The sequence below is a fragment of the Mucilaginibacter sp. P25 genome (genome assembly GCF_050859465.1).
GTDB classification, from domain to species: Bacteria; Bacteroidota; Bacteroidia; order Sphingobacteriales; family Sphingobacteriaceae; genus Mucilaginibacter; species Mucilaginibacter gossypii.
The window spans coordinates 4,952,742-4,972,198 of sequence record NZ_CP193937.1 but is presented as its reverse complement, the minus strand read 5'-3'; the positions used below and the strand labels follow the sequence as shown (position 1 = coordinate 4,972,198).

The 19,457-nt window shown below is 41.1% G+C and carries 17 protein-coding genes and 1 pseudogene; 9 read left to right on the top strand and 9 right to left on the bottom strand.

Annotated elements, in window-relative coordinates; all coding sequences use genetic code 11:
* Window positions 1-21: 21 nt before the first annotated feature.
* A complete protein-coding gene (locus ACRQ5D_RS25170; RefSeq protein ID WP_091163908.1) occupies window positions 22-759 on the bottom strand; it encodes an electron transfer flavoprotein subunit beta/FixA family protein in 738 nt (245 codons plus the stop codon).
* Between the two features lie 45 nt (window positions 760-804).
* Here ACRQ5D_RS25170 and ACRQ5D_RS25165 point away from each other — a divergent pair, with 45 nt between their 5' ends.
* The 3 genes from ACRQ5D_RS25165 to ACRQ5D_RS25155 all read left to right on the top strand — a co-directional run bounded on the left by ACRQ5D_RS25165 (window position 805) and on the right by ACRQ5D_RS25155 (window position 2,521).
* On the top strand, window positions 805-1,146 hold the full coding sequence (locus ACRQ5D_RS25165; protein ID WP_091163911.1) for a tetratricopeptide repeat protein: 342 nt from the start codon (window positions 805-807) through the stop codon (window positions 1,144-1,146).
* Between the two features lie 176 nt (window positions 1,147-1,322).
* On the top strand, window positions 1,323-1,952 hold the full coding sequence (locus tag ACRQ5D_RS25160) for a chromate transporter (protein WP_431200696.1): 630 nt from the start codon (window positions 1,323-1,325) through the stop codon (window positions 1,950-1,952).
* A gap of 95 nt (window positions 1,953-2,047) precedes the next feature.
* Window positions 2,048-2,521 carry a chromate transporter gene (locus tag ACRQ5D_RS25155; RefSeq protein ID WP_431200695.1) on the top strand — a complete coding sequence of 158 codons (474 nt, stop codon included), beginning with the start codon at window positions 2,048-2,050 and terminating at the stop codon, window positions 2,519-2,521.
* A gap of 78 nt (window positions 2,522-2,599) precedes the next feature.
* On the opposite strand, the pseudogene dnaB reads toward ACRQ5D_RS25155, so the two are convergent.
* A pseudogene (gene dnaB, locus ACRQ5D_RS25150) lies at window positions 2,600-4,163 on the bottom strand (replicative DNA helicase).
* A 305-nt stretch (window positions 4,164-4,468) separates the two neighbouring features.
* Between dnaB and rlmB the strand changes: the two are divergent.
* Window positions 4,469-5,236, top strand: coding sequence for a 23S rRNA (guanosine(2251)-2'-O)-methyltransferase RlmB (gene rlmB, locus ACRQ5D_RS25145; RefSeq protein ID WP_432326974.1), 768 nt, complete (start codon window positions 4,469-4,471; stop codon window positions 5,234-5,236).
* 153 nt (window positions 5,237-5,389) lie between these two features.
* Here rlmB and ACRQ5D_RS25140 read toward each other — a convergent pair whose 3' ends face one another.
* Entirely contained in the window at window positions 5,390-6,475 is a 1,086-nt protein-coding gene (locus ACRQ5D_RS25140; protein ID WP_090525993.1) for a mannose-1-phosphate guanylyltransferase, read from the bottom strand.
* Between the two features lie 260 nt (window positions 6,476-6,735).
* Between ACRQ5D_RS25140 and recQ the strand changes: the two genes are divergently transcribed.
* Window positions 6,736-8,928: a DNA helicase RecQ gene (gene recQ / locus ACRQ5D_RS25135; protein ID WP_091164924.1), complete on the top strand. Its 2,193-nt coding sequence runs from the start codon at window positions 6,736-6,738 to the stop codon at window positions 8,926-8,928.
* 88 nt (window positions 8,929-9,016) lie between these two features.
* Here the strand turns inward: recQ and ACRQ5D_RS25130 are convergent, their stop codons facing one another.
* The 3 genes from ACRQ5D_RS25130 to ACRQ5D_RS25120 are packed head-to-tail and all read right to left on the bottom strand — an operon-like array spanning window position 9,017 to window position 11,582.
* Window positions 9,017-9,550 carry an OmpA family protein gene (locus ACRQ5D_RS25130; protein WP_431200693.1) on the bottom strand — a complete coding sequence of 178 codons (534 nt, stop codon included), beginning with the start codon at window positions 9,548-9,550 and terminating at the stop codon, window positions 9,017-9,019.
* On the bottom strand, window positions 9,502-10,920 hold the full coding sequence (locus ACRQ5D_RS25125; RefSeq protein WP_431200692.1) for an OmpA family protein: 1,419 nt from the start codon (window positions 10,918-10,920) through the stop codon (window positions 9,502-9,504). The genes ACRQ5D_RS25130 and ACRQ5D_RS25125 overlap by 49 nt, the downstream gene beginning before the upstream one ends.
* Before the next feature lie 38 nt (window positions 10,921-10,958).
* A complete protein-coding gene (locus ACRQ5D_RS25120) occupies window positions 10,959-11,582 on the bottom strand; it encodes a 7-carboxy-7-deazaguanine synthase QueE (RefSeq protein WP_091163920.1) in 624 nt (207 codons plus the stop codon).
* Window positions 11,583-11,902: 320 nt separating this feature from the next.
* Between ACRQ5D_RS25120 and ACRQ5D_RS25115 the strand changes: the two genes are divergently transcribed.
* The 3 genes from ACRQ5D_RS25115 (at window position 11,903) to ACRQ5D_RS25105 (ending at window position 13,799) form a co-directional block, all read left to right on the top strand.
* Window positions 11,903-12,667, top strand: coding sequence for a hypothetical protein (locus ACRQ5D_RS25115; RefSeq protein WP_091163922.1), 765 nt, complete (start codon window positions 11,903-11,905; stop codon window positions 12,665-12,667).
* Window positions 12,668-12,744: 77 nt separating this feature from the next.
* The gene (locus ACRQ5D_RS25110) at window positions 12,745-13,467 is read left to right on the top strand and encodes a hypothetical protein (RefSeq protein WP_091163924.1); all 723 of its coding nucleotides are present in this window, start codon (window positions 12,745-12,747) and stop codon (window positions 13,465-13,467) included.
* A complete protein-coding gene (locus tag ACRQ5D_RS25105) occupies window positions 13,464-13,799 on the top strand; it encodes a Rieske (2Fe-2S) protein (protein WP_091163926.1) in 336 nt (111 codons plus the stop codon). Before ACRQ5D_RS25110 ends, ACRQ5D_RS25105 begins: the two co-directional genes overlap by 4 nt.
* Window positions 13,800-13,861: 62 nt before the next feature.
* On the opposite strand, the gene ACRQ5D_RS25100 is transcribed toward ACRQ5D_RS25105, so the two are convergent.
* Window positions 13,862-14,743, bottom strand: a complete 882-nt coding sequence (locus ACRQ5D_RS25100) for a bifunctional 5,10-methylenetetrahydrofolate dehydrogenase/5,10-methenyltetrahydrofolate cyclohydrolase (protein ID WP_091163929.1) — start codon at window positions 14,741-14,743, stop codon at window positions 13,862-13,864.
* A 386-nt stretch (window positions 14,744-15,129) separates the two neighbouring features.
* Window positions 15,130-16,917: a translation elongation factor 4 gene (gene lepA / locus ACRQ5D_RS25095; RefSeq protein ID WP_091163934.1), complete on the bottom strand. Its 1,788-nt coding sequence runs from the start codon at window positions 16,915-16,917 to the stop codon at window positions 15,130-15,132.
* Between the two features lie 93 nt (window positions 16,918-17,010).
* Between lepA and ACRQ5D_RS25090 the strand changes: the two genes are divergently transcribed.
* Window positions 17,011-17,877, top strand: a complete 867-nt coding sequence (locus ACRQ5D_RS25090; protein ID WP_091163936.1) for a fructosamine kinase family protein — start codon at window positions 17,011-17,013, stop codon at window positions 17,875-17,877.
* Here ACRQ5D_RS25090 and ACRQ5D_RS25085 read toward each other — a convergent pair.
* Entirely contained in the window at window positions 17,874-19,334 is a 1,461-nt protein-coding gene (locus tag ACRQ5D_RS25085) for a hypothetical protein (RefSeq protein WP_143020709.1), read from the bottom strand. The two genes, ACRQ5D_RS25090 and ACRQ5D_RS25085, sit on opposite strands and share 4 nt — an antisense overlap.
* Window positions 19,335-19,457: the final 123 nt, after the last annotated feature.

Here is a 19,457-nt window from a genome sequence, read left to right as displayed (position 1 = left end):
GTTAATGATTTAGATCATAATTTATATAACACGCGCTTCGGTATGCAGCAGCTCAACCAGTTTAGCAGTATCATCAGCAGGTATAAGCTTCACCTGGCCGCGTGGAGCAGGTGTTTCATAACTAATGATCTCCGAAAATGTTTTTATCTCAACCGGTTCAACAACTGTAAGTGGCTTGGTTCGGGCAGACATAATGCCGCGCATATTGGGTATTTTGGGTTCGGCCACACCTTCGGCCGTACCGGCTACAAAAGGATAGGGAATAGTTAAAACCTCTTTACCACCTTCAATCTCGCGCTCAACGGTTGCCTCTGTGTCAGCGGCATCTAATTTTTTAATGATGGATACCGATGGCAGATCAAGCAGTTCGCCAAGCATACCAGCAACTTTTGATCCATTATAATCAATAGATTCACGACCTGTCAGGATCAGATCAAAAGGATTTGATTTTACATATTGCGCAATCTGATATGCTACATACCAGGCATCGTGCGGTTTAGCACTTATTCGTACCGCGTCGGTAGCGCCAATGGCCAGGGCTTTACGTATAGTGGCTTCTGTATTGGCTTCCCCAATATTTATTACAGTTACTGTACCTTTACCGCCGTCGGTTAGTTCAATGGCGCGGGCAAGTGCAATTTCATCATAAGGGTTAAGTATAAACTGAACCCCGTTTGTATTAAATTGCGTGTTATTATCAGTAAAAGTTATTTTTGTGGTGGTATCAGGAACATTACTTACACATACCAGAATCTTCATATCAATAGGTTTTTGCAAATTTAGTTAAAAAAGATAGAGTTTAAAATGGAGTTAAGCAGATTGAATAAGCTGTTGGAATTTATAAAAAATGAACCGGATGATGAGTTTCTGAAATATGCCCTGGCAACTGAATATCTGCGTCTGAATGAGACAGATAAGGCACTTGCCTATTATGAAGACCTGGTAAATAACCACCCCGGCTATACAGGTACCTATTATCATTTGGGTAAGCTTTATGAAGCGTTAAACCGAAAGGATGACGCCATTAAAACTTATGAAACCGGCATGAAAATGACAAAAGAAAAGCGCGATAACCATGCTTTTTCTGAATTGCAGGCAGTATACCGGCAAGCAATAGGTTTTGAAGAAGACGATGACGATTATTAGCCTTTAGGGTTCATAGTTGATGGTTCATAGTTCATGGCAACTGAATAATGACCTTTAGGTTTTAGCTTTATAAACTAAATGAGTTTACTTATAATAATTGATATTAGGCTATAAAGCATGGTCTTAAGAGCCATCACCACAAACTATGAACCATCAACTATGATCTTTTTTAAAGAATGAAAAAACGGCAACTTATATTCCTTCGGGATGTGCTAATTTATACTTTTACCGCTTTTGGCGGGCCGCAGGCCCACATTGCTGTTTTACTGCGCGAGTTTGTTGAAAAACGAAAATATATTACCGAAGATGAGTTGATGGAGCTTAATGCCTTATCGCAGGTATTGCCCGGCCCTTCGTCAACCCAAACGCTGGTTGGGATAGCCTGGAAAGTGGGTGGACTTAGGCTGGCTATTATTACATTTTTAATTTGGATACTGCCCTCGGCCACTATTATGTGTATGGCGGCTATCAGTTACAGTATGGTTGCTAATAAGGCCAAATTTGCTCATGTAATCAGTTATGTACAGCCTATAGCGGTAGGCATAGTTGCTTATGCCACTTATACATTTGCCAACAAATTTTTAAAAACCAGGATCAGCACCATGCTGGCTATTGGTTCACTGATTGTGACACTCATCCTTCAAAATGCTTATGCCTTTCCGATACTGATATTGCTTGGCGGCATTATATCATCGGCCATGGAAACTCAGCAGCATGAAAACGAATTGAGGGTAAAGCTGTATTCAAATGTAAACCCTAATAAAGTAGCTTACTTTATAGGTATTCTGCTTTTTTTGCTGCTTTAGGTGCGGTTGTAAATCAAACGTCCCCATTAAGTTTACCAATCCGTTTATTTGAAAACTTTTACCGCAACGGCATTCTTATTTTTGGAGGAGGACAGGTGCTGGTACCACTCATGTATACCGAATTTGTTGAGGTTAAGCATTACTTAAGCCGGTCGGAGTTTTTGTCGGGATATGCCTTGCAGCAGGCTTTGCCCGGGCCTACATTTTCATTTACTTCGTTTTTGGGCGGCATAACGCTTGGCAACAAGGGATACACTATTTGGGGGCAGGTAATTGGGAGCCTGGTTGCTGTTATTGGCATCAATACACCAGGCCTTATCCTTATCCTGTTTATTGTGCCGTTTTGGGAGGATCTGAAGAAGATTACACGTATAAAAAACTCACTGAGCGGTATAAATGCAGTAGCTGTAGGTTTTATGGCAACTGCGCTGATTTTACTGGTAAGGCCTTTTGGCTTAAATTGGACAGCCTATGCCTTAATGATCGGCACCTTCCTGGTGCTGCATTTTACCAAAATAAAAACACCGATAGTGATCATTATCGGTGTGGTTTTAGGAATAATATTTTGATTTGCGATTTCGCATTTTTGATTTCGGATATTGTCTTTAAATAAATCCCAAATCGAAAATCCCACATTCGAAATGAGATTAAAACGGAGGCTCATCATCTATGTCGTCCATTCTTGAAGGACGTATAATGAAGTTACTCTGCTTTTCAAAATCCTGCGAAGGGGCAAGGCCTGCGAAAGCGTTACCTGCGGGAGGGGGAAGCCATCCATACCTTCTTCAAGATTTGTGAACTTAACATATTTGCCCACAAATTTAAGCCGAACAGTACCTGTTTCACCGTTACGGTGCTTGGCTATAATTACCTCGCCCACACCCTGGGTTGGATTACCGTCCTCATCTTCGGTCAGACCATAATATTCTGGACGATAGAGGAATAATACCATGTCGGCGTCCTGCTCAATAGCGCCCGATTCACGTAAGTCTGAAAGCATTGGTCTTTTTGAGTTGCCCGGCCGGCTTTCAACCGCACGGCTTAACTGCGAAAGTGCAATTACCGGCACACTGAGCTCCTTGGCAACTGATTTTAAAGCACGAGAAATGCTACTGATTTCCTGCTCACGGTTGCCCCCGCCACCTTTGCCTTCAGCTTTGCCATGCATCAGCTGTAAGTAGTCGATAATGATTAACTGGATATCATACTGTGATTTTAAGCGGCGGCATTTTGCCCTGAACTCAAAGATGTTTAGGGCAGGTGTATCATCAATGATGAACGTTGCTTTTTCAAGCCTGCCAATTTTAGAGTGTACCTGCTGCCATTCCCATTCTTCAAGCGTGCCTTTACGGATTTTTTCCTGCTCAATTTCTGCCTCGCCAGCTATCAAACGGTTAACTAACTGTACAGACGACATCTCCAGCGAAAACACCACAACTGGCTTGTCAAAATCAACCGCTGCGTTACGGGCACAGCTTAATACAAAAGCTGTTTTACCCATCGCCGGACGTGCCGCAATGATCACCAGATCTGATTTTTGCCAACCTGACGTCATCCGGTCAAGGTTGGTAAAGCCAGAGGCGACACCTGTTAAGCCATCCTTTTTATCCTTCAGGGCTTCAATATCGCGTAGGGCCTCATGAACAAGATCGTCCATATTACGGGCATCCCGGCGTAAATTGCTCTGGGCTATTTCAAACAGATTTTTTCGGCCATATCCAGCAGGTCGAATACATCTGCAGTATCCTCATATGCATTGTTGATCACCTCTGTAGAAATGCGGATCAGTTCGCGCTGAATAAATTTTTGAATGATGATGCGCGAATGGAATTCGATATTGGCGGCCGATGCAACGCGGCTTGTAAGTTCAGTGATATAGTAAGCACCGCCAACCATTTCCAGCTCGCCAAGCCTGCGCAATTCGGCAGTCACGGTAAGGATATCTACAGGCTGTGTTTTTTCAAACAAGATTTTTATTGCAGAAAAAATCTTTTGGTGATTGGTTTGATAAAAAACTTCGGGTTTTAAAACATCTATAACAGATGAAAGGGCATCTTTCTCCAGCATAAGGGCGCCTAAAACTGCTTCCTCCAAGTCCGTAGCCTGTGGCTGCAATTTGCCGCCTGCAATGAATGGGGTAGGATTGGGGATCCGGCTGCGGCGTTCAAAAGTATTTGGCTTGTTATACTGGTTGTTATTCTCAAAACTCATAAGGGTACAAAAATATACAAAAAACGCTTCGACAGGCAAAGTAAACACCTAACATAGTGTATCGGTATTTTAAAATAATCATACACAGGGTGATAATTTTAAGGTTTTTAATAAACACCTCAGTGTTGATAACTTTTTAAGGGAATTTGGGCTGATTGATTTTCAGCTAATTGAGTCAATGTTAATAAAGTTTTCAAGTGTTGATAGCATCTGCACTCAAACGCCGGTAAACCCAAAAGGGTTATCAGTTCAATAACGGCTTAATCAATTAATATAGCTACTTTTGCCAAAATTTAAATCATAAAATGGCATTTAATTCAAGGCCTCAGCGCGAAAGCAATCAGATGGTTTTTGGTATCAGGGCGGTAGTAGAAGCGATTCGCTCGGGTAAAGAGATTGAGGCGTTATTTATACAGCGAGGCATAGGCGGTGGCCTGATACAGGAGCTTAAAGAACTGATGAACGAATATCAGATAACCGCACAGCAGGTTCCGGTTGAAAAACTAAACCGCATTACCCAGAAAAATCACCAGGGAGTTATAGCTGTGATTTCGCCTATTGTTTATCAAAAGATAGAGAACATCATTCCAGAAGTATTTGAAAAGGGGGAAACGCCGTTAATTTTAGTTTTAGACAGCATTACTGATGTAAGGAACATGGGTGCGATTGCCCGTACTGCCGAATGTGCCGGTGTGCATGCCATCGTGATCCCAGCCAAAGGCTCGGCGCAGATAAATCCTGATGCCATTAAAACATCGGCCGGCGCATTATACAAAATTCCTGTTTGCCGGCATGATAATTTTATGCAAACTGTACGCTTCCTCCAGGAATCGGGCTTGCAACTGGTTTGTTGTACCGAGAAAACACAGGATAATATTTACACTCCGGATTATACCGTACCTACTGCCATCGTTATGGGATCGGAAGAAGACGGCATTCGTAACGAGATCATCCGGATCTCCGACCACCTGGCCAAGATCCCTATGTTCGGCGAAATTGAATCGTTGAATGTATCGGTATCTACCGGGGTGATTTTGTATGAGGCAGTGAGGCAGAGAACCCCCGCCCCCTAAAGGGGGTGCTTACTTACGGCTGGTTTTTATCTGTCGTATTAAACTTAAAAGTATTTAAACAAGAAAAGCTTTGCCGTGGCAAAGCTTTTCTTGTTTAGCATTACAGCTAAAGAGTGATTGTAAGTAGGTACCCCCTTTAGGGGGCGGAGGGGGCTAAATATACTTCGCTCCAAATTTACTTTTTACATCAGCCACAACCTGTTTGATGTTCTGTTCCTGGTCGCGGGGGCAAATGAGCAGGGAGTTGTTCGATTCTACTACGATATAATCATGCAGCCCCTGCAATATTACCAGTTTTTCGCCCGGCACGTTTACCATGCAGTTTGAAGAGTCATACATGATCACTTTTTCTGCAGGGATAACGGCATTACCTACATAATCCTTTTCGGCAAGGTCATATATTGATGCCCAGGTACCCAGATCGCTCCATCCAAAATCCGAAGGTAATACATACACATTATCTGCTTTTTCCATAATGCCGTAATCTATCGAGATATTAACGCATTGCTGGTAAGCCTTGTGTATATAAGACTTTTCATCGTCTGAGTTATAAACTGGTTTTGCATCAGCAAAGATCTCATGCATTTCGGGCAGGTACTGATTAAAGGCCTTAACAATAGTTTTGGCCGACCAAACAAAGATGCCGGCATTCCATAAAAAGTCGCCGCTTTGAATAAAGGTTTTAGCTATTTCAAGAGTGGGTTTTTCGGTAAAGGTTTTTACTTTATGAAACTCATCATTGATAACGTTATCAGTGTATTGAATATATCCGTAACCGGTATCGGGCCTTGATGGTTTAATGCCCAGGGTTATCAGATAATCATTTGAAGCGGCGGTTTGCAATGATTTTTCGATAGCGGCAACAAAAGCATCCTCATCCAGGATCTGCTGATCGGAAGGGGCTACAACAATAGCTGCATCGGGGTTAAGACTTTCAATTTTAAAACAGCCATAGGCAACACAAGGTGCCGTATTACGCATTACCGGTTCGGTAAGAATCTGCTGATCCTCCATATCGGGCAATTGTTGTTTTACCAGTTTGGTGTAGTTTTCGTTAGTAACAACGTAAATATTTTCTTTGGGGCAAACTTTCAGGAAACGTTCGTAGGTGTTTTGTATTAAGGTTTTACCGGTACCAAGTATATCTATAAACTGTTTAGGGTGCGATGTACGGCTTATCGGCCAAAAGCGGCTTCCAATCCCTCCAGCCATAATTATCGCATAATAGTTTTTATTCATGAGCAAGTAAAGAATTTTAATTTGGTATATCGACCGTAAAAATGTGTAATAATTTGTTAATTATCCATTAAGTGTAGCTAAATAATTTAACGGTGGGCATAACCACAAATTTGTCTGGTTCTTTAAATGAACGAGCAATGAAATTGTTTTTCATCTAATCATCATTTTTGCATAAAATTTAAAAGTAAATCCATCGTTTATTTAGAAAATTTTGTTACTTTAAACTTTTAAATACAATTTAAGAATTTGTTAAAATAATGATAGAAACAAAGAAATCGCTATTTGACAATCTCCAGAATTTTTTCGGGTTTGATAATTTTAAGGGAGAACAGGAAGCGATAATAACCAACATCCTGGCCGGTAATGATACATTCGTTATTATGCCTACCGGTGGCGGCAAATCGATGTGTTATCAGTTACCAGCTTTGATGAGCGATGGCACGGCAATCGTAATTTCACCATTGATAGCCCTGATGAAAAATCAGGTAGATCAGCTTAGGGCGTTTGGAGGATCAGATAGTATAGCCCATTTTTTAAATTCATCACTTACAAAATCAGAGATAGGCAAGGTTAAGGAAGATGTACTGGCAGGGAAAACCAAGTTATTGTACGTGGCCCCCGAATCGTTAACCAAGCAGGAAAATATTGATTTCTTACGCCTTAACCACGTTTCATTCGTGGCGGTAGATGAAGCGCATTGTATTTCGGAGTGGGGGCATGATTTCAGGCCCGAATATCGTAAAATACGCCAGGTGATCAGTAACATAGGCGAAAATATTCCCATAATTGCTCTAACAGCTACGGCTACCCCAAAAGTTCAGCAGGATATTCAAAAAAACCTGCAAATGAATAATGCTACCGTATTTAAATCGTCATTTAACCGGGGCAACCTGTTTTATGAAGTTAGGGCCAAGCGTAATGTTATCAAAGAGATTGTAAAATTTGTAAAACAAAATCAGGGCAAATCGGGAATTGTGTATTGCCTTAGCCGCAAAAAGGTTGAGGAAGTAGCCGAGGCGCTGAACCTTAACGGGGTAAGGGCGTTGCCCTATCACGCAGGGCTTGATCCTAAAGTGCGTGCAGAAACGCAGGACAAATTCCTGATGGAAGATGTTGATGTTATTGTCGCTACGATTGCATTCGGTATGGGTATTGATAAACCCGATGTTCGCTACGTTATACACCATGATGTGCCTAAAAGTATGGAGGGTTACTACCAGGAAACAGGAAGGGCCGGACGTGACGGAGGAGAAGGTGTTTGTGTGGCTTTTTATTCGGAAAAGGATATTGATAAGCTTCAGAAATTTATGAAAGACAAGCCTGTTTCGGAACGCGAAATAGGTACTCAGATACTAAAGGAGGTTATCGATTATTGCGAGTCGTCGGTTTGTCGCCGTAAACAATTATTGCATTATTTTGGCGAAAACTTTAATGAAGCAGGCTGTAATAACATGTGCGATAATTGCTGTACCCATAAAGAACATTTTGATGGGGAGGAGCACCTGCACAGGGCATTAAGTTTGATTAAGCATATTGGCGAAAAGTTTGACGACCACCATATCCTCAGCATATTAATGGGTGAGGAAAATGCTCAGATCAAAAATTATGAGCATGATCAGCTTGACTATTATGGTTCGGGCAAAGAACTAGGTAAAAATCTTTGGAACTCGCTTTTAAGGCAGGCATTACTAAATAATTACATTTCAAAAGATATTGATCAATACGGGCTTTTAAGGCTTACTAAAAGTGGCATAGGCTTTATTGAGAACCCGCACAGTATCCGTTTTGTTTTGAATAAGGTAATGGAGGCTGCTGACGATGACAACGATGACGACGGACCAAAACAAAGCGGCGGTGCACTTGATACCCAGTTGCTGCAAATGCTTAAAGAGCTGCGTAAAAAGCTGGCCAAACAAAAAGGATTGCCACCGTTTGTAATATTCCAGGACCCTTCGTTAGAAGAGATGTGCACTCATTATCCTATCAACACCGAAGAACTTAAACAAATTTCGGGTGTTGGTGCAGGCAAGGCGCTGAAATTTGGTAAACCTTTTACCGATTTGATCCAAAAATATGTAGAGGATAACGATATTGACCGGCCAATTGATATGGTGATTAAGAGTGCTGCCAATAAATCGGCGCTTAAAGTGTTCATTATCCAAAATATCGACAGGCATTTAAACCTTGATGATATTGCTGCTTCAAAAGGTCTTACTTATGAGGAGATCCTGAAAGAAGTTGAAACTATAGTTAACTCAGGAACCAAGCTCAATCTGAACTACTATATTGATGAGGTGATTGACGAAGATAAGCAGGAAGAAGTATTTGATTATTTCCGCACTGCAGAAGCTGACTCTATTGATGAAGCCTTAGCCGAACTGGGCAGTGATGATTACACCCGTGAAGAGGTGCAGTTAATGCGTATCAAATTCATGTCGGAGTTGGGGAATTAGTTGCTGAAAAGTTCTGATAAAGAAAGCCTTTAGATTAAATTCTGAAGGCTTTTTGCTTTTCCCCTGATTACTGCTGTTGGCTTTAATTTTATTTAGTTATGATCATAAATTCCGTACGCCTGTTCTTTGCCCTGTCTTCCTCTGTTGTATTGGATGCTATCGGTTGCGTTTCACCGTATCCTTTGTAAACAAGGCGGGTAGGGGCAATTCCTTTCGACACGAGATATTGATAAACAGACTTTGCCCTGTTTTCAGATAAGGTTTGGTTACCCTGGTGATTACCTGTATTATCTGTATGGCCTGAGATCTCAATACGGGTAGTTGAGTTTACCCCTAAAAATTCAATGAGCTTGGCAAGTTCGGCTTTTGATTCCTTTTCAAGGTCAAACTTATTAGTATCGAAGAAAATATTTTTAAGGATTACCTTATTGCCAATTTCAATGGGTGATAATAGTGCTACAATGTTAAACGGGCTTTTAATCTTATAATTTTTAAGCGAAAAGTTTTCGGAATAAAACAGATATCCGCTTTTTGAAATATTAAGCGCATAGTTTTTGCCCGACGTTAGTGTGGCTAAAAAGTCCCCCTGTTCATCGTCACTGTAATCCTGGTAAACCGGCAAATTACTTTCCAGGTCAATAATCTCAATTGCAGCTTCAAGGGGGCTTTCGTCTTTACGTCTTTTACAAAGCCTTTAACATACGTTACCAAATGGGGGCGCAACTTTACAGGCAGCTCGAACTTATAAATATCATAACCGCCCAACCCCTTTAAATTATCCGATGAAAAGAAAGCATAATCTCCGGCGGCAGTTAATGATAAGCCGCCCTCATCACCACTGGTATTGATAGGATATCCAAGGTTTTCGGGTTTTTGCCATTTACCGTCTTTATCCATGCGGCTAACAAACAGGTCCTTGCTACCTAAACCCGGCCAGCCATCGCTGCTAAAATAAAGTGTACTGTCATCAGGGTGAATAAACGGTGATAATTCATTGTAGGGGGTATTAATATTGGGACCCAGGTTTTCAGGTTCGCCCCAGCCTTTTTCACCCAGCCTACTTTTCCAAATGTCATAGCCGCCATAACCGCCTTTACGGTTGCTTACAAAATAAAGCGTGCGGCCATCGGCATTTATCGAGGGTTGAGATTCCCAACCCGACGTATTTACCGGTGGGTTCAGGTCAACAGGTTTCCCCCAGTCATTTCCCCGTTTTTGAGCGATATAAATATCACAACGGCCTAAACCGTCGGGGCGATTGCATCCCGTGAAAAACAGGTATTTACCATCCTGCGATATGGATTGCGCACCTTCGTTATATTTTTCAGTATTAATTTGGTTGCTTAAATAAGTGGCAGTATTCCACTTGCCGTTTATCATTTCGCTTTTATAAAAATCTTCGTTGTTATTGATCTTTCGGGTAAATATCAACGTGCCTTCGTCGGCTGTAGCAACCGGGAGGTACTCGTCATTAACAGTGTTTATTTCAGGGCCAATATTTATAGGTTTAAATGGCACCGGATGTGTCATCGACTGGATGCTGAATTTGGCATCAGCAAGCAGTTTTTTTGCGTAGGTATTGGTTTGAGGGTTGATATCAGGGTAGGTAAGGTATTTTTCGAGGTGTTGCTGGGCCTGTGTATAGCTTGCATCATGGATTTCCATTTCAGCAGCTTTGAGATACACTCCCCTGTTAAATTCCGGACTAAGTGAAATGACTTTAGCGTATTGCTCAACAGCTGGCCTGTACATGCGTTTCATTCGGTACAGATCGGCGAGTAATAACCGCGCTTCTATAAACTTTGAATCTTCGCTAATAGCTTTAAGCGAGTTTTGAATCGCCTCATCATAAAGATGTTCATCAAGGTTTTGATAAGCGGTAGCAAAATATTTTACAGCTTCTTTATTGGATGACGAATACCGGGTTTGCTGCTGGGCGCCAAGCAAAGCAGGTAAACACAATGCAAGCACCAATAATACTGCAATTTTCATTTGTAACTTAGGATAATTAATACCGTAAGTTACAAAGATTATGGAATATTCAGATACTTATGTGTTTGTAGTGAAATTTCCCACTGCGGGTTTTCTTTTACATAATCCACAATCAGCGGGGTCATTTCTTTGGATTTTGACCATTCGGGCTGCAGGTAAAGCTTACAGTCGGGCGATACCATTTTGGCGTGATATTCGGCCCATTCAAAATCGGATTTATTGAAAACGATCACTTTTAACTCGTGGGCACATTCGGCCACGTTTGGCGTAGGCGCTTTGAATTTTTTGGGTGAAAGGCAAATCCAGTCCCAATCGCCCGAAAGCGGATACGCACCTGAAGTTTCAATAAATGTTTTTATTCCCTTTTCGTGCAGGTTGTGGGTCAAATAATCAAGGTTGTAAATAAGCGGCTCGCCACCGGTAACCACAACAGCTTTTGCAGGATGAAGGTCGGCGTTGCTCACAATTGTATCAGCCGCGGTAAGGGGATGCAACTCGGCATCCCAACTTTCTTTAACATCACACCAATGGCAACCTACATCACAGCCGCCAAGGCGAATAAAATATGCGGCTTTGCCCGTATTGTACCCTTCCCCCTGTATCGTATAAAACTCTTCCATTAAAGGAAGCAGCGTGCCGTCGTCTGGTATTTGGTGTGCCATAGTTATTTGAGGGTGCAAAGGTACTGAAATATAGGCGAAAGCTAAAAGGTGAAAGCCAAAAGGTTACACTAATATGGAAGTACCTTAATAAGGCGAAAGGTAAAAGGCCAAAGGTGAAAGGTATTGGCTTTATCATCAAATTACATTATAAAAAAATAAAAGTACACGCTAAAATACCTTTTGCCTTTCACCTTTATCCTTTTGCCTTTTTTTATTTTCATTTATAATTGTTATAATTACCTTAATTTTAAGATAACCAATTAAATCCCTTTTCGTAAAATGCAATAACTGTATCGTTAACGCTTAATTTATATCCGGAGATGAAAAAGCTTTACCTTCCTTTATTTTTAATGGCAGTGCTTTGTTTTAGTTCATGTGTAGATATTGAAGAGCATTACGATTTTAAAAGTGACGGGACCTGCAAAGTAGCATACGCTTTTGATATGAGCAGGGCAGTATCTGTATTAGTTAACCTCATGTCTGATTCAGTTAAGGAAACGCCTCAATTTAGTTTGGTTAAGGACACTACGCTTAACTTTTATAGTGCTATACCCGACAGTGCGCAGCAGAAGTTGAAAGCTGAAGAAATTGAAATGGCCAAAAGCAGTGAGCTAACGGTGAATATGAATCTTAAAAAGAGTGTTATGAAAGTAACGCTTAATCATACCGCCAAAAATGCAGCAGACCTGCAATATTACTTACAAAATGTATCAAAAATTGCACTTAATACCCAGATAAGCGCTATTACCACCACCGATAAAACGAATAAGCCATTCGATGCACGGCAAATGGTAGGAGGGCAGGACTACTACTCGTATGATATAACTCCCCATAAATTTTACCGCATCATTGATAAAGCTAAGTTTAACGCTTTTTTAAAGAAAACTCAGGCCACTTTCATGATGGCCAAGGCGATGCTGATCGATATGCCTTATAAAGTGATCCTGAGGTTTGCTCACCCTGTAAAGAAGATCAACAATTCAAAAGCCATGCTCTCGGCCGACAGGAGGGAAGTGACGCTTATTACCAGCATGGACGAGGTAATTAAAAATCCAAATGTGATGAATCTGAAAATTGATTTTTAAAATTGGTTGGCTCAATAAGATTCAGAAATGTTGGCGTAATGTTAGATTTTGAAACTTGCAGTGCATAACTTGTACTCATGAAATCTGATCTTGACCAAATTATCGAATATTTTGAAGGTGAAAAGAAATCGCTTGAAGTGTCAATTAAGAAAAGCCTTGCTGAGTATGACTATTTATATGCCCATTATCAACAGGAAGGCCTTTGGCGTTTAGATAGTCATCTTGGCGCATTAAAGCGTTTTAAAGATCCTTTTTACGTTAAAAAGAGTTTACTTGAAAGATGGATTAGGTGGATGGACTCTTCTTTTGAAGATGGCGAACGTTCTGCTTTTGATAAAGAGCAAAGAGTTGAAACGAGAAATGAACTTAAAAAATTAAACCGGCAGCAAGCAGATCTTTATTTTAATGATAGCCAGGTAATTGACAACGCATTGTTCGATTTGTATGAAAGGCGAATTAGAAAATTCAGGTTGTGTCTGAGCGCGGAAGAAAATTTTAATCTTGATTTTGAAGTTTTCGGAGAGTTTTTAAAAATCAGCCATCAGTTGGATTCACAGTACAATAATTTTATTGATTCGACAGACTTTGATGACGATGATATACCATCTCGATATCCTTTAATAAATCTTGGCTTTAAATGGCATGTAACGGAAAATAAGTTTGTATATTATTATGATATGAACGGGTTTAAAGAAGCCCTGCCAGTAAAGATCTTGTTATCCCGCATAGTTTATGAAAAATTCAGCTTTGATTTGGACAATCCCGATTTAAATCCCTTTGTTAATATATTCGATAAATGAAATGGTATAAAGTTTTGGGATTAGTCTGTATGGAAGGCATATTTATAAAAAAGGTTAAGGTTGGCAGTAAAAGTATTTGCCTCGTAAATTTTGAAAGTAAGCTTTATGCAGTATCAGCAAAATGTCCCCATGCCGGAGCCGATTTAAGCGAAGGCCTATGCGTAAGGCAGCTGATCGTTTGTCCATATCATCGCTATACTTATAATCTTGAAACAGGAAAAGGTGGCGAAGGGCAAAACGATTTTATTGAAACTTACCCGGTTGAAGTAAAGGAGGATGGAGTGTACGTTGGCGTAGCCTCTATTTGGGATAAGTTGAGAGGATTTAAGTGAGGGGTTGATTAAGTGAATGGAAAAAAGGAATCACTCACCTAATCAACCCAATAAACTACTCACTATTTATAAACCTCTTTATTAGCTGAAGCCAATGTGTTTTTAAGCAAACCGACAATGGTCATCAAGCCTACGCCACCCGGTACAGGGGTAATCCATGATGATTTTGGTGCTACGTTTTCAAAATCAACATCGCCGTAAAGTTTAAAGCCCGATTTTGTTGTGGTTGAGATTTCGCGGTTCATACCCACATCAACAACTACTACACCATCTTTAACCATATCGGCAGTAATGAAATTCTTTTTACCGATAGCTACGATCAGGATATCTGCATCAAGTGTGAATTTTTTAATATCAGGTGTGCGACTGTGGCATATGGTTACCGTGCAGTTGCCCGGAGTTGTATTGCGAGCCATCAGGATACTCATTGGTGAGCCAACGATATTGCTGCGACCAACAACCACGCAATGTTTGCCGGCTGTGTCAATGCCGTATTCTTTAAGCATTAAAGTAATACCATAAGGAGTTGCGGGTATAAACGAAGGCAGATTGCGCTGCATACGGCCCAGATTAACCGGGTGAAAACCATCAACATCTTTACGGTGATCAATACGCTCGGTTACTTTTTCGGGGTCGATATGTTTTGGTAGCGGAAGTTGTACGATAATACCGTCGATATCAGAATCAGCATTGAGCTCTTCAACTTTTTTCAGCAGCTCTTCTTCAGTAACATCGTCTTCATAACGCACCAGCGATGATTTGAAGCCAACTTTTTCGCAGTTCTTCATTTTGCTGGCAACGTAAGTTTCGCTGCCGCCGTCATGACCAACCAACACTGCCACCAGGTGAGGCTTCCTGCCGGTTTTTTCTAATATTTTAGCTGCTTCTTCAGCTATTTCAACCTTAAGTTTTTCTGAAACGTATTTTCCGTCTAAAAGCTGCATTGTTAAATGTTTTTTACGAAGTAATCGGGTAACGGGGGCAAATTTAAACTCACCTGTTTTGATTTCAATCGTATTCTTATAAAAGGCCTGTTATCCAGGGACAGTTTTAATGTGTGATTTTGATTTATTTTGCTAATGATACTTTCAATGGTTTCTGTTTTATTGTTCAGGAGCATTTCAAATATAATTTTATTTGAAATAGCGGCTTTATTGAAAGCATCAATGTAATATTTCGGTTCTGTCGCGCTCGTACACAATCCATTTACCATAAACAAAGTTCCCTAAATGAATATGTTTAACAAGCCCTGTTACCGTAAAATATGTAACTAATCTGTACAGAATATATTAATTTATTTATCCTCAATATTCTTCAGGAAATTGAGGGGTTAATCCAACTTCAAAACTGCCATAAATGCCGACTGCGGTATCTCTACGTTACCTACCTGACGCATGCGTTTTTTTCCTTGTTTCTGTTTTTCCAGCAGTTTACGCTTACGGGAAATATCACCACCATAACATTTGGCTGTCACGTCTTTACGTAGAGCTTTTACTGTTTCGCGGGCTATGATCTTGGCGCCGATTGAAGCCTGGATAATAATCTCAAACTGCTGACGCGGTAAAAGTTCCTTTAATTTTTCACAGATCTTTTTACCAAAATCGTATGAGTTACCGCGGAAGATCAGGGATGAAAGTGCGTCAACAGGTTCGCTGTTTAAGCGGATATCGAGTTTAACCAGATCTGACTGGCGATAACCTATCTGATGATAATCAAACGAAGCATAACCTTTTGAAATGGTTTTTAACTTGTCGTAAAAATCAAATACGATCTCGCCCATTGGCATCTCGAAGATCAGCTCAACACGCTCGGATGTGAGATATGACTGATTTACGATGGTACCGCGTTTTTGAATACAAAGCGACATTACCGGGCCAACAAATTCAGATTTGGTGATGATAGTAGCTTTAATATAAGGCTCTTCTACAAAGTCAATTTTACTTGGATCAGGTAGATCGGACGGGTTATTTACCGTAAACGAATCGCCCTTGGTGGTGTGAGCCAAATATGATACGTTGGGAACGGTAGTGATCACCGTCATGTTAAATTCGCGCTCCAAACGCTCCTGGATGATCTCCATATGCAGCATGCCCAGGAAACCGCAACGGAAACCAAAGCCTAAAGCCGCTGATGATTCCGGTTCAAAAACCAACGATGCATCATTGAGCTGTAATTTAGCCATTGACTCACGAAGTTCTTCATAATCTTCGGTATCAACCGGGTAAATACCGGCAAATACCATTGGCTTTACTTCTTCAAAGCCCTGAATCCCTACTTCGCAGGGACGGTCAACGTGGGTAATGGTGTCACCAACTTTAACCTCTTTTGCTTCTTTTATGCCTGATATGATATAACCTACGTCGCCGGTTTTGATTACGTCTTTAGCTAACGGGCGCAATTTAAGCGTGCCAACTTCATCAGCAAGGTATTGCTTTTCGGTAGCGACGAATTTTACTTTATCGCCTTTTCGGATCTCGCCGTTTACAACTTTAAAATAAGCTATAATACCACGGAACGAGTTGAAAACCGAATCAAAGATCAGGGCTTGCAGCGGAGCTTTAGGATCACCTACCGGAGCGGGCACACGCTCAACAATGGCGCGTAAAATATCATGAACACCCATGCCGGTTTTGCCCGATGCGGCAAGGATCTCCTCACGTTTGCAGCCTATAAGATCGACTATTTGATCCTTAACTTCCTCGGGCATAGCGCCGGGAAGGTCCATTTTATTCAGGATCGGGATAATTTCCAGGTCGTTCTCTAAAGCCAGATAGAGGTTTGAAATGGTTTGCGCCTGGATACCCTGCGCAGCATCAACTATCAGTAAAGCGCCTTCACACGCTGCTATGGAACGTGATACTTCATATGAAAAATCCACGTGACCGGGGGTATCGATCAGGTTGAGCACGTATTTTTGCCCGTCAAGCACATAATCCATTTGTATGGCATGGCTTTTTATGGTGATGCCGCGCTCGCGTTCTAAATCCATATCGTCAAGCAATTGTGCCTGGGATTCGCGCTGCGTTATGGTGTTAGTATACTCTAATAACCTATCAGCAAGTGTGCTTTTGCCGTGGTCGATATGTGCTATGATACAAAAATTACGAATGTGCTCCATTGAACCGCAAAAATAACTTTTTAAACCGATAATTTGTATCGGCTAATAAATTAACTATTTTGAAATGTTTAATTTAAATAATATCCGAACAAAATGGCTGTATCGGCAAGCATAATAAGTGATATTGAGTGCAAGCTAAACGCTCAGATTAAGAATGTAAGCCGGGTAAGCGGAGGAGATATTAATCAAGCCTACTGCTTGCAAACCACGTTAGGTGATTTTTTTATTAAGATAAATAACCTCCATAAATTTCCGGGCATGTTTAAAAGCGAGGTGAGTGGTTTAGCTGCTATCCGCAAAACAAATACAATAGCTGTACCTGAGGTTGTTTTACAGGGCGATACCGGTGACGAAAGTTATCTTATGCTGCAATGGATTGAAGCAGGATACGGCGATGCTATATCATCGCAAAAATTGGGCAGGCAACTTGCTCTCATGCATCGTGACACAGCTGCACAATTTGGGTTTGAAGCAGATAATTATATGGGTTCGCTCCATCAAAGCAACAATCGACACAATAGCTGGGCCCGGTTTTTTATTGAAGAAAGGTTGCAGCCGATGGTTAAAATGGCTGTAGATAAAAGAAAGCTTACCCAAACCGATATTCACCAGTTTGATCAGCTCTATAAAAAGCTTCCAGGTTTATTTACAGAAGAACCACCCGCATTACTGCACGGAGACCTTTGGGGAGGCAATTACTTGATTGATACCAGTGGCAAACCTTACCTGATCGATCCGGCGGTTAGTCATTGTAACCGCGAGTTTGATATTGCGATGACCACGCTTTTCGGTGGTTTTGACCGCGCTTTTTATGAGGCTTATAACCAGGAATTTCCGTTACGGCCCGGCTGGCAACAGCGTCTTAAACTTTGGAACCTTTATCCGCTGCTGGTTCACGTAAACCTGTTTGGCGGTATGTACGCCAGGGAGGTGAGGAGGAGCCTTTCGGCATTTATTTAGTTTGTGCCCTGTACAAAGATTGGTGTTTCGGTTACTTTAACAATAAGTTTCCCGTTAACTGTTTTTAGGGTTGTTTTAACAACATTATCGGCACCTGTTTTTAGTGTGTAAACATTTGCTTTGGCTGTGCCGAGGTTGAGTGTGTATGTGCCTGTACGTGCCCGATAATCAGGGATGGTTAATACGTACATGCTTTGTAAACCTAATGAATACTTATCAACCAACGGGTCGGTATTAATGGTGGCTGAATAGGTATAGTTACCCATTAATTTTGATGTTTGCAATATAAAATCGGCGGCAGGTCTGCGTTTGCCATTTTCGGCTAAACCAGATGTAGCATATTGACCAGCAGCATTAGGGGCATCGTCAAAAAGCTGGTAATAAAATACACGTTGTATACCATGCCTGATGTAAAGAAGCGAAGTTCTTAAAATCCAATCTGCCTGGGTGTTTTTCGATGTCTTTTGCCCTACATCTAAAGCTCTCTGATAGCTTCCCTTGTTTATATCGTAGCCAGACTCGGTTACCCAAACAGGGATTGGTTTAACAAAAGAATTTGCATACTGAACAAACGAATCAGCAATTTGCCCCGCCATCGACAATTCCGGCGGCAGGCCAAACGTGGCAGACTGATGTGTTAAAATATTACCGTTATTGTTGTAATAGTGGTAGTTAATAATATCAAAACACAGATTGATACTGCCGTTGGCTCTGTAACCACGGTTGATGCGGCACCACTCTACCATTTTCTTTACAAAATTTATGTCGGCTGTAGCTAATCCACCCATTATCACTTTCATATTAGGATCAGCATTTTTTACACCGGCATTTTTTCCTAACTTCCCCTTGTTGCCATCATAAAAGGCCGACATATTAGCTGCATACTCTTCAGCGGTTTGTTGTGTTGCCGATCCTTTCCACCATTTATCGCGCTCATTATCACACTCTACGTAAGTTATAAGGCCCATGCCCACTTTTACCTGGTTAGGCGAGTCATCTGCCCATCGCATGCTGGTGTCAACTTTTATCAATGCCTTGTTAATATTAGTATTATAGCCATACCTGGCGGCAAATTGAAAGGCCATGTGCGCCTGCTCAATATAGCTTGCCGGATCAGCCTTACTTAAGCCATAAATAAGCGGCGCATTTTCAAGATCCCGCATATTGTTAGGATAAGTATTAACCAACCATGGCGGACAATTTTTTATATCTGCTAAAACCAATATACCTTCCTGCTTGCAACGGCTATAAATGAGATCATAGTTCCAGTTGTCTTTATGAGTGGGGTTGAAGGTATAGCTGCCTTTAGTGCTTTCCATCCGGGCCCAGCCTAAATAATGCCTTACTGCACTGAATGACTTGATAAGGTTCATGTTGGTTTCGTAAATGGCTCCTTTTTGCTCCGGATTGGCGGGATCCTGCAAAAAATTCCATTCATACGCGTTTATGCCAAACATGTTTTTAAGCGGAATATTTGAACTCGTAGCTGAAATTGTGTGAATAGATTTAATAGTTGTAATGCCTTCTGAGCTTTTTTGCGGCCGGCAGCGATTAAATGAAAAAGTAAATAACGATAACAT

Excerpts from the sequence above, each read along its gene's own strand:
- ACRQ5D_RS25170 (WP_091163908.1), bottom strand. The coding sequence starts at position 759 with ATGAAGATTCTGGTATGTGTAAGTAATGTTCCTGATACCACCACAAAA.
- ACRQ5D_RS25165 (WP_091163911.1), top strand. The coding sequence starts at position 805 with ATGGAGTTAAGCAGATTGAATAAGCTGTTGGAATTTATAAAAAATGAA.
- ACRQ5D_RS25160 (WP_431200696.1), top strand. The coding sequence starts at position 1,323 with ATGAAAAAACGGCAACTTATATTCCTTCGGGATGTGCTAATTTATACT.
- rlmB (WP_432326974.1), top strand. The coding sequence starts at position 4,469 with ATGGCATTTAATTCAAGGCCTCAGCGCGAAAGCAATCAGATGGTTTTT.
- ACRQ5D_RS25140 (WP_090525993.1), bottom strand. The coding sequence starts at position 6,475 with ATGAATAAAAACTATTATGCGATAATTATGGCTGGAGGGATTGGAAGC.
- ACRQ5D_RS25125 (WP_431200692.1), bottom strand. The coding sequence starts at position 10,920 with ATGAAAATTGCAGTATTATTGGTGCTTGCATTGTGTTTACCTGCTTTG.
- ACRQ5D_RS25120 (WP_091163920.1), bottom strand. The coding sequence starts at position 11,582 with ATGGCACACCAAATACCAGACGACGGCACGCTGCTTCCTTTAATGGAA.
- ACRQ5D_RS25115 (WP_091163922.1), top strand. The coding sequence starts at position 11,903 with ATGAAAAAGCTTTACCTTCCTTTATTTTTAATGGCAGTGCTTTGTTTT.
- ACRQ5D_RS25110 (WP_091163924.1), top strand. The coding sequence starts at position 12,745 with ATGAAATCTGATCTTGACCAAATTATCGAATATTTTGAAGGTGAAAAG.
- ACRQ5D_RS25105 (WP_091163926.1), top strand. The coding sequence starts at position 13,464 with ATGAAATGGTATAAAGTTTTGGGATTAGTCTGTATGGAAGGCATATTT.
- ACRQ5D_RS25100 (WP_091163929.1), bottom strand. The coding sequence starts at position 14,743 with ATGCAGCTTTTAGACGGAAAATACGTTTCAGAAAAACTTAAGGTTGAA.
- lepA (WP_091163934.1), bottom strand. The coding sequence starts at position 16,917 with ATGGAGCACATTCGTAATTTTTGTATCATAGCACATATCGACCACGGC.
- ACRQ5D_RS25090 (WP_091163936.1), top strand. The coding sequence starts at position 17,011 with ATGGCTGTATCGGCAAGCATAATAAGTGATATTGAGTGCAAGCTAAAC.
- ACRQ5D_RS25085 (WP_143020709.1), bottom strand. The coding sequence starts at position 19,334 with ATGTTTGGCATAAACGCGTATGAATGGAATTTTTTGCAGGATCCCGCC.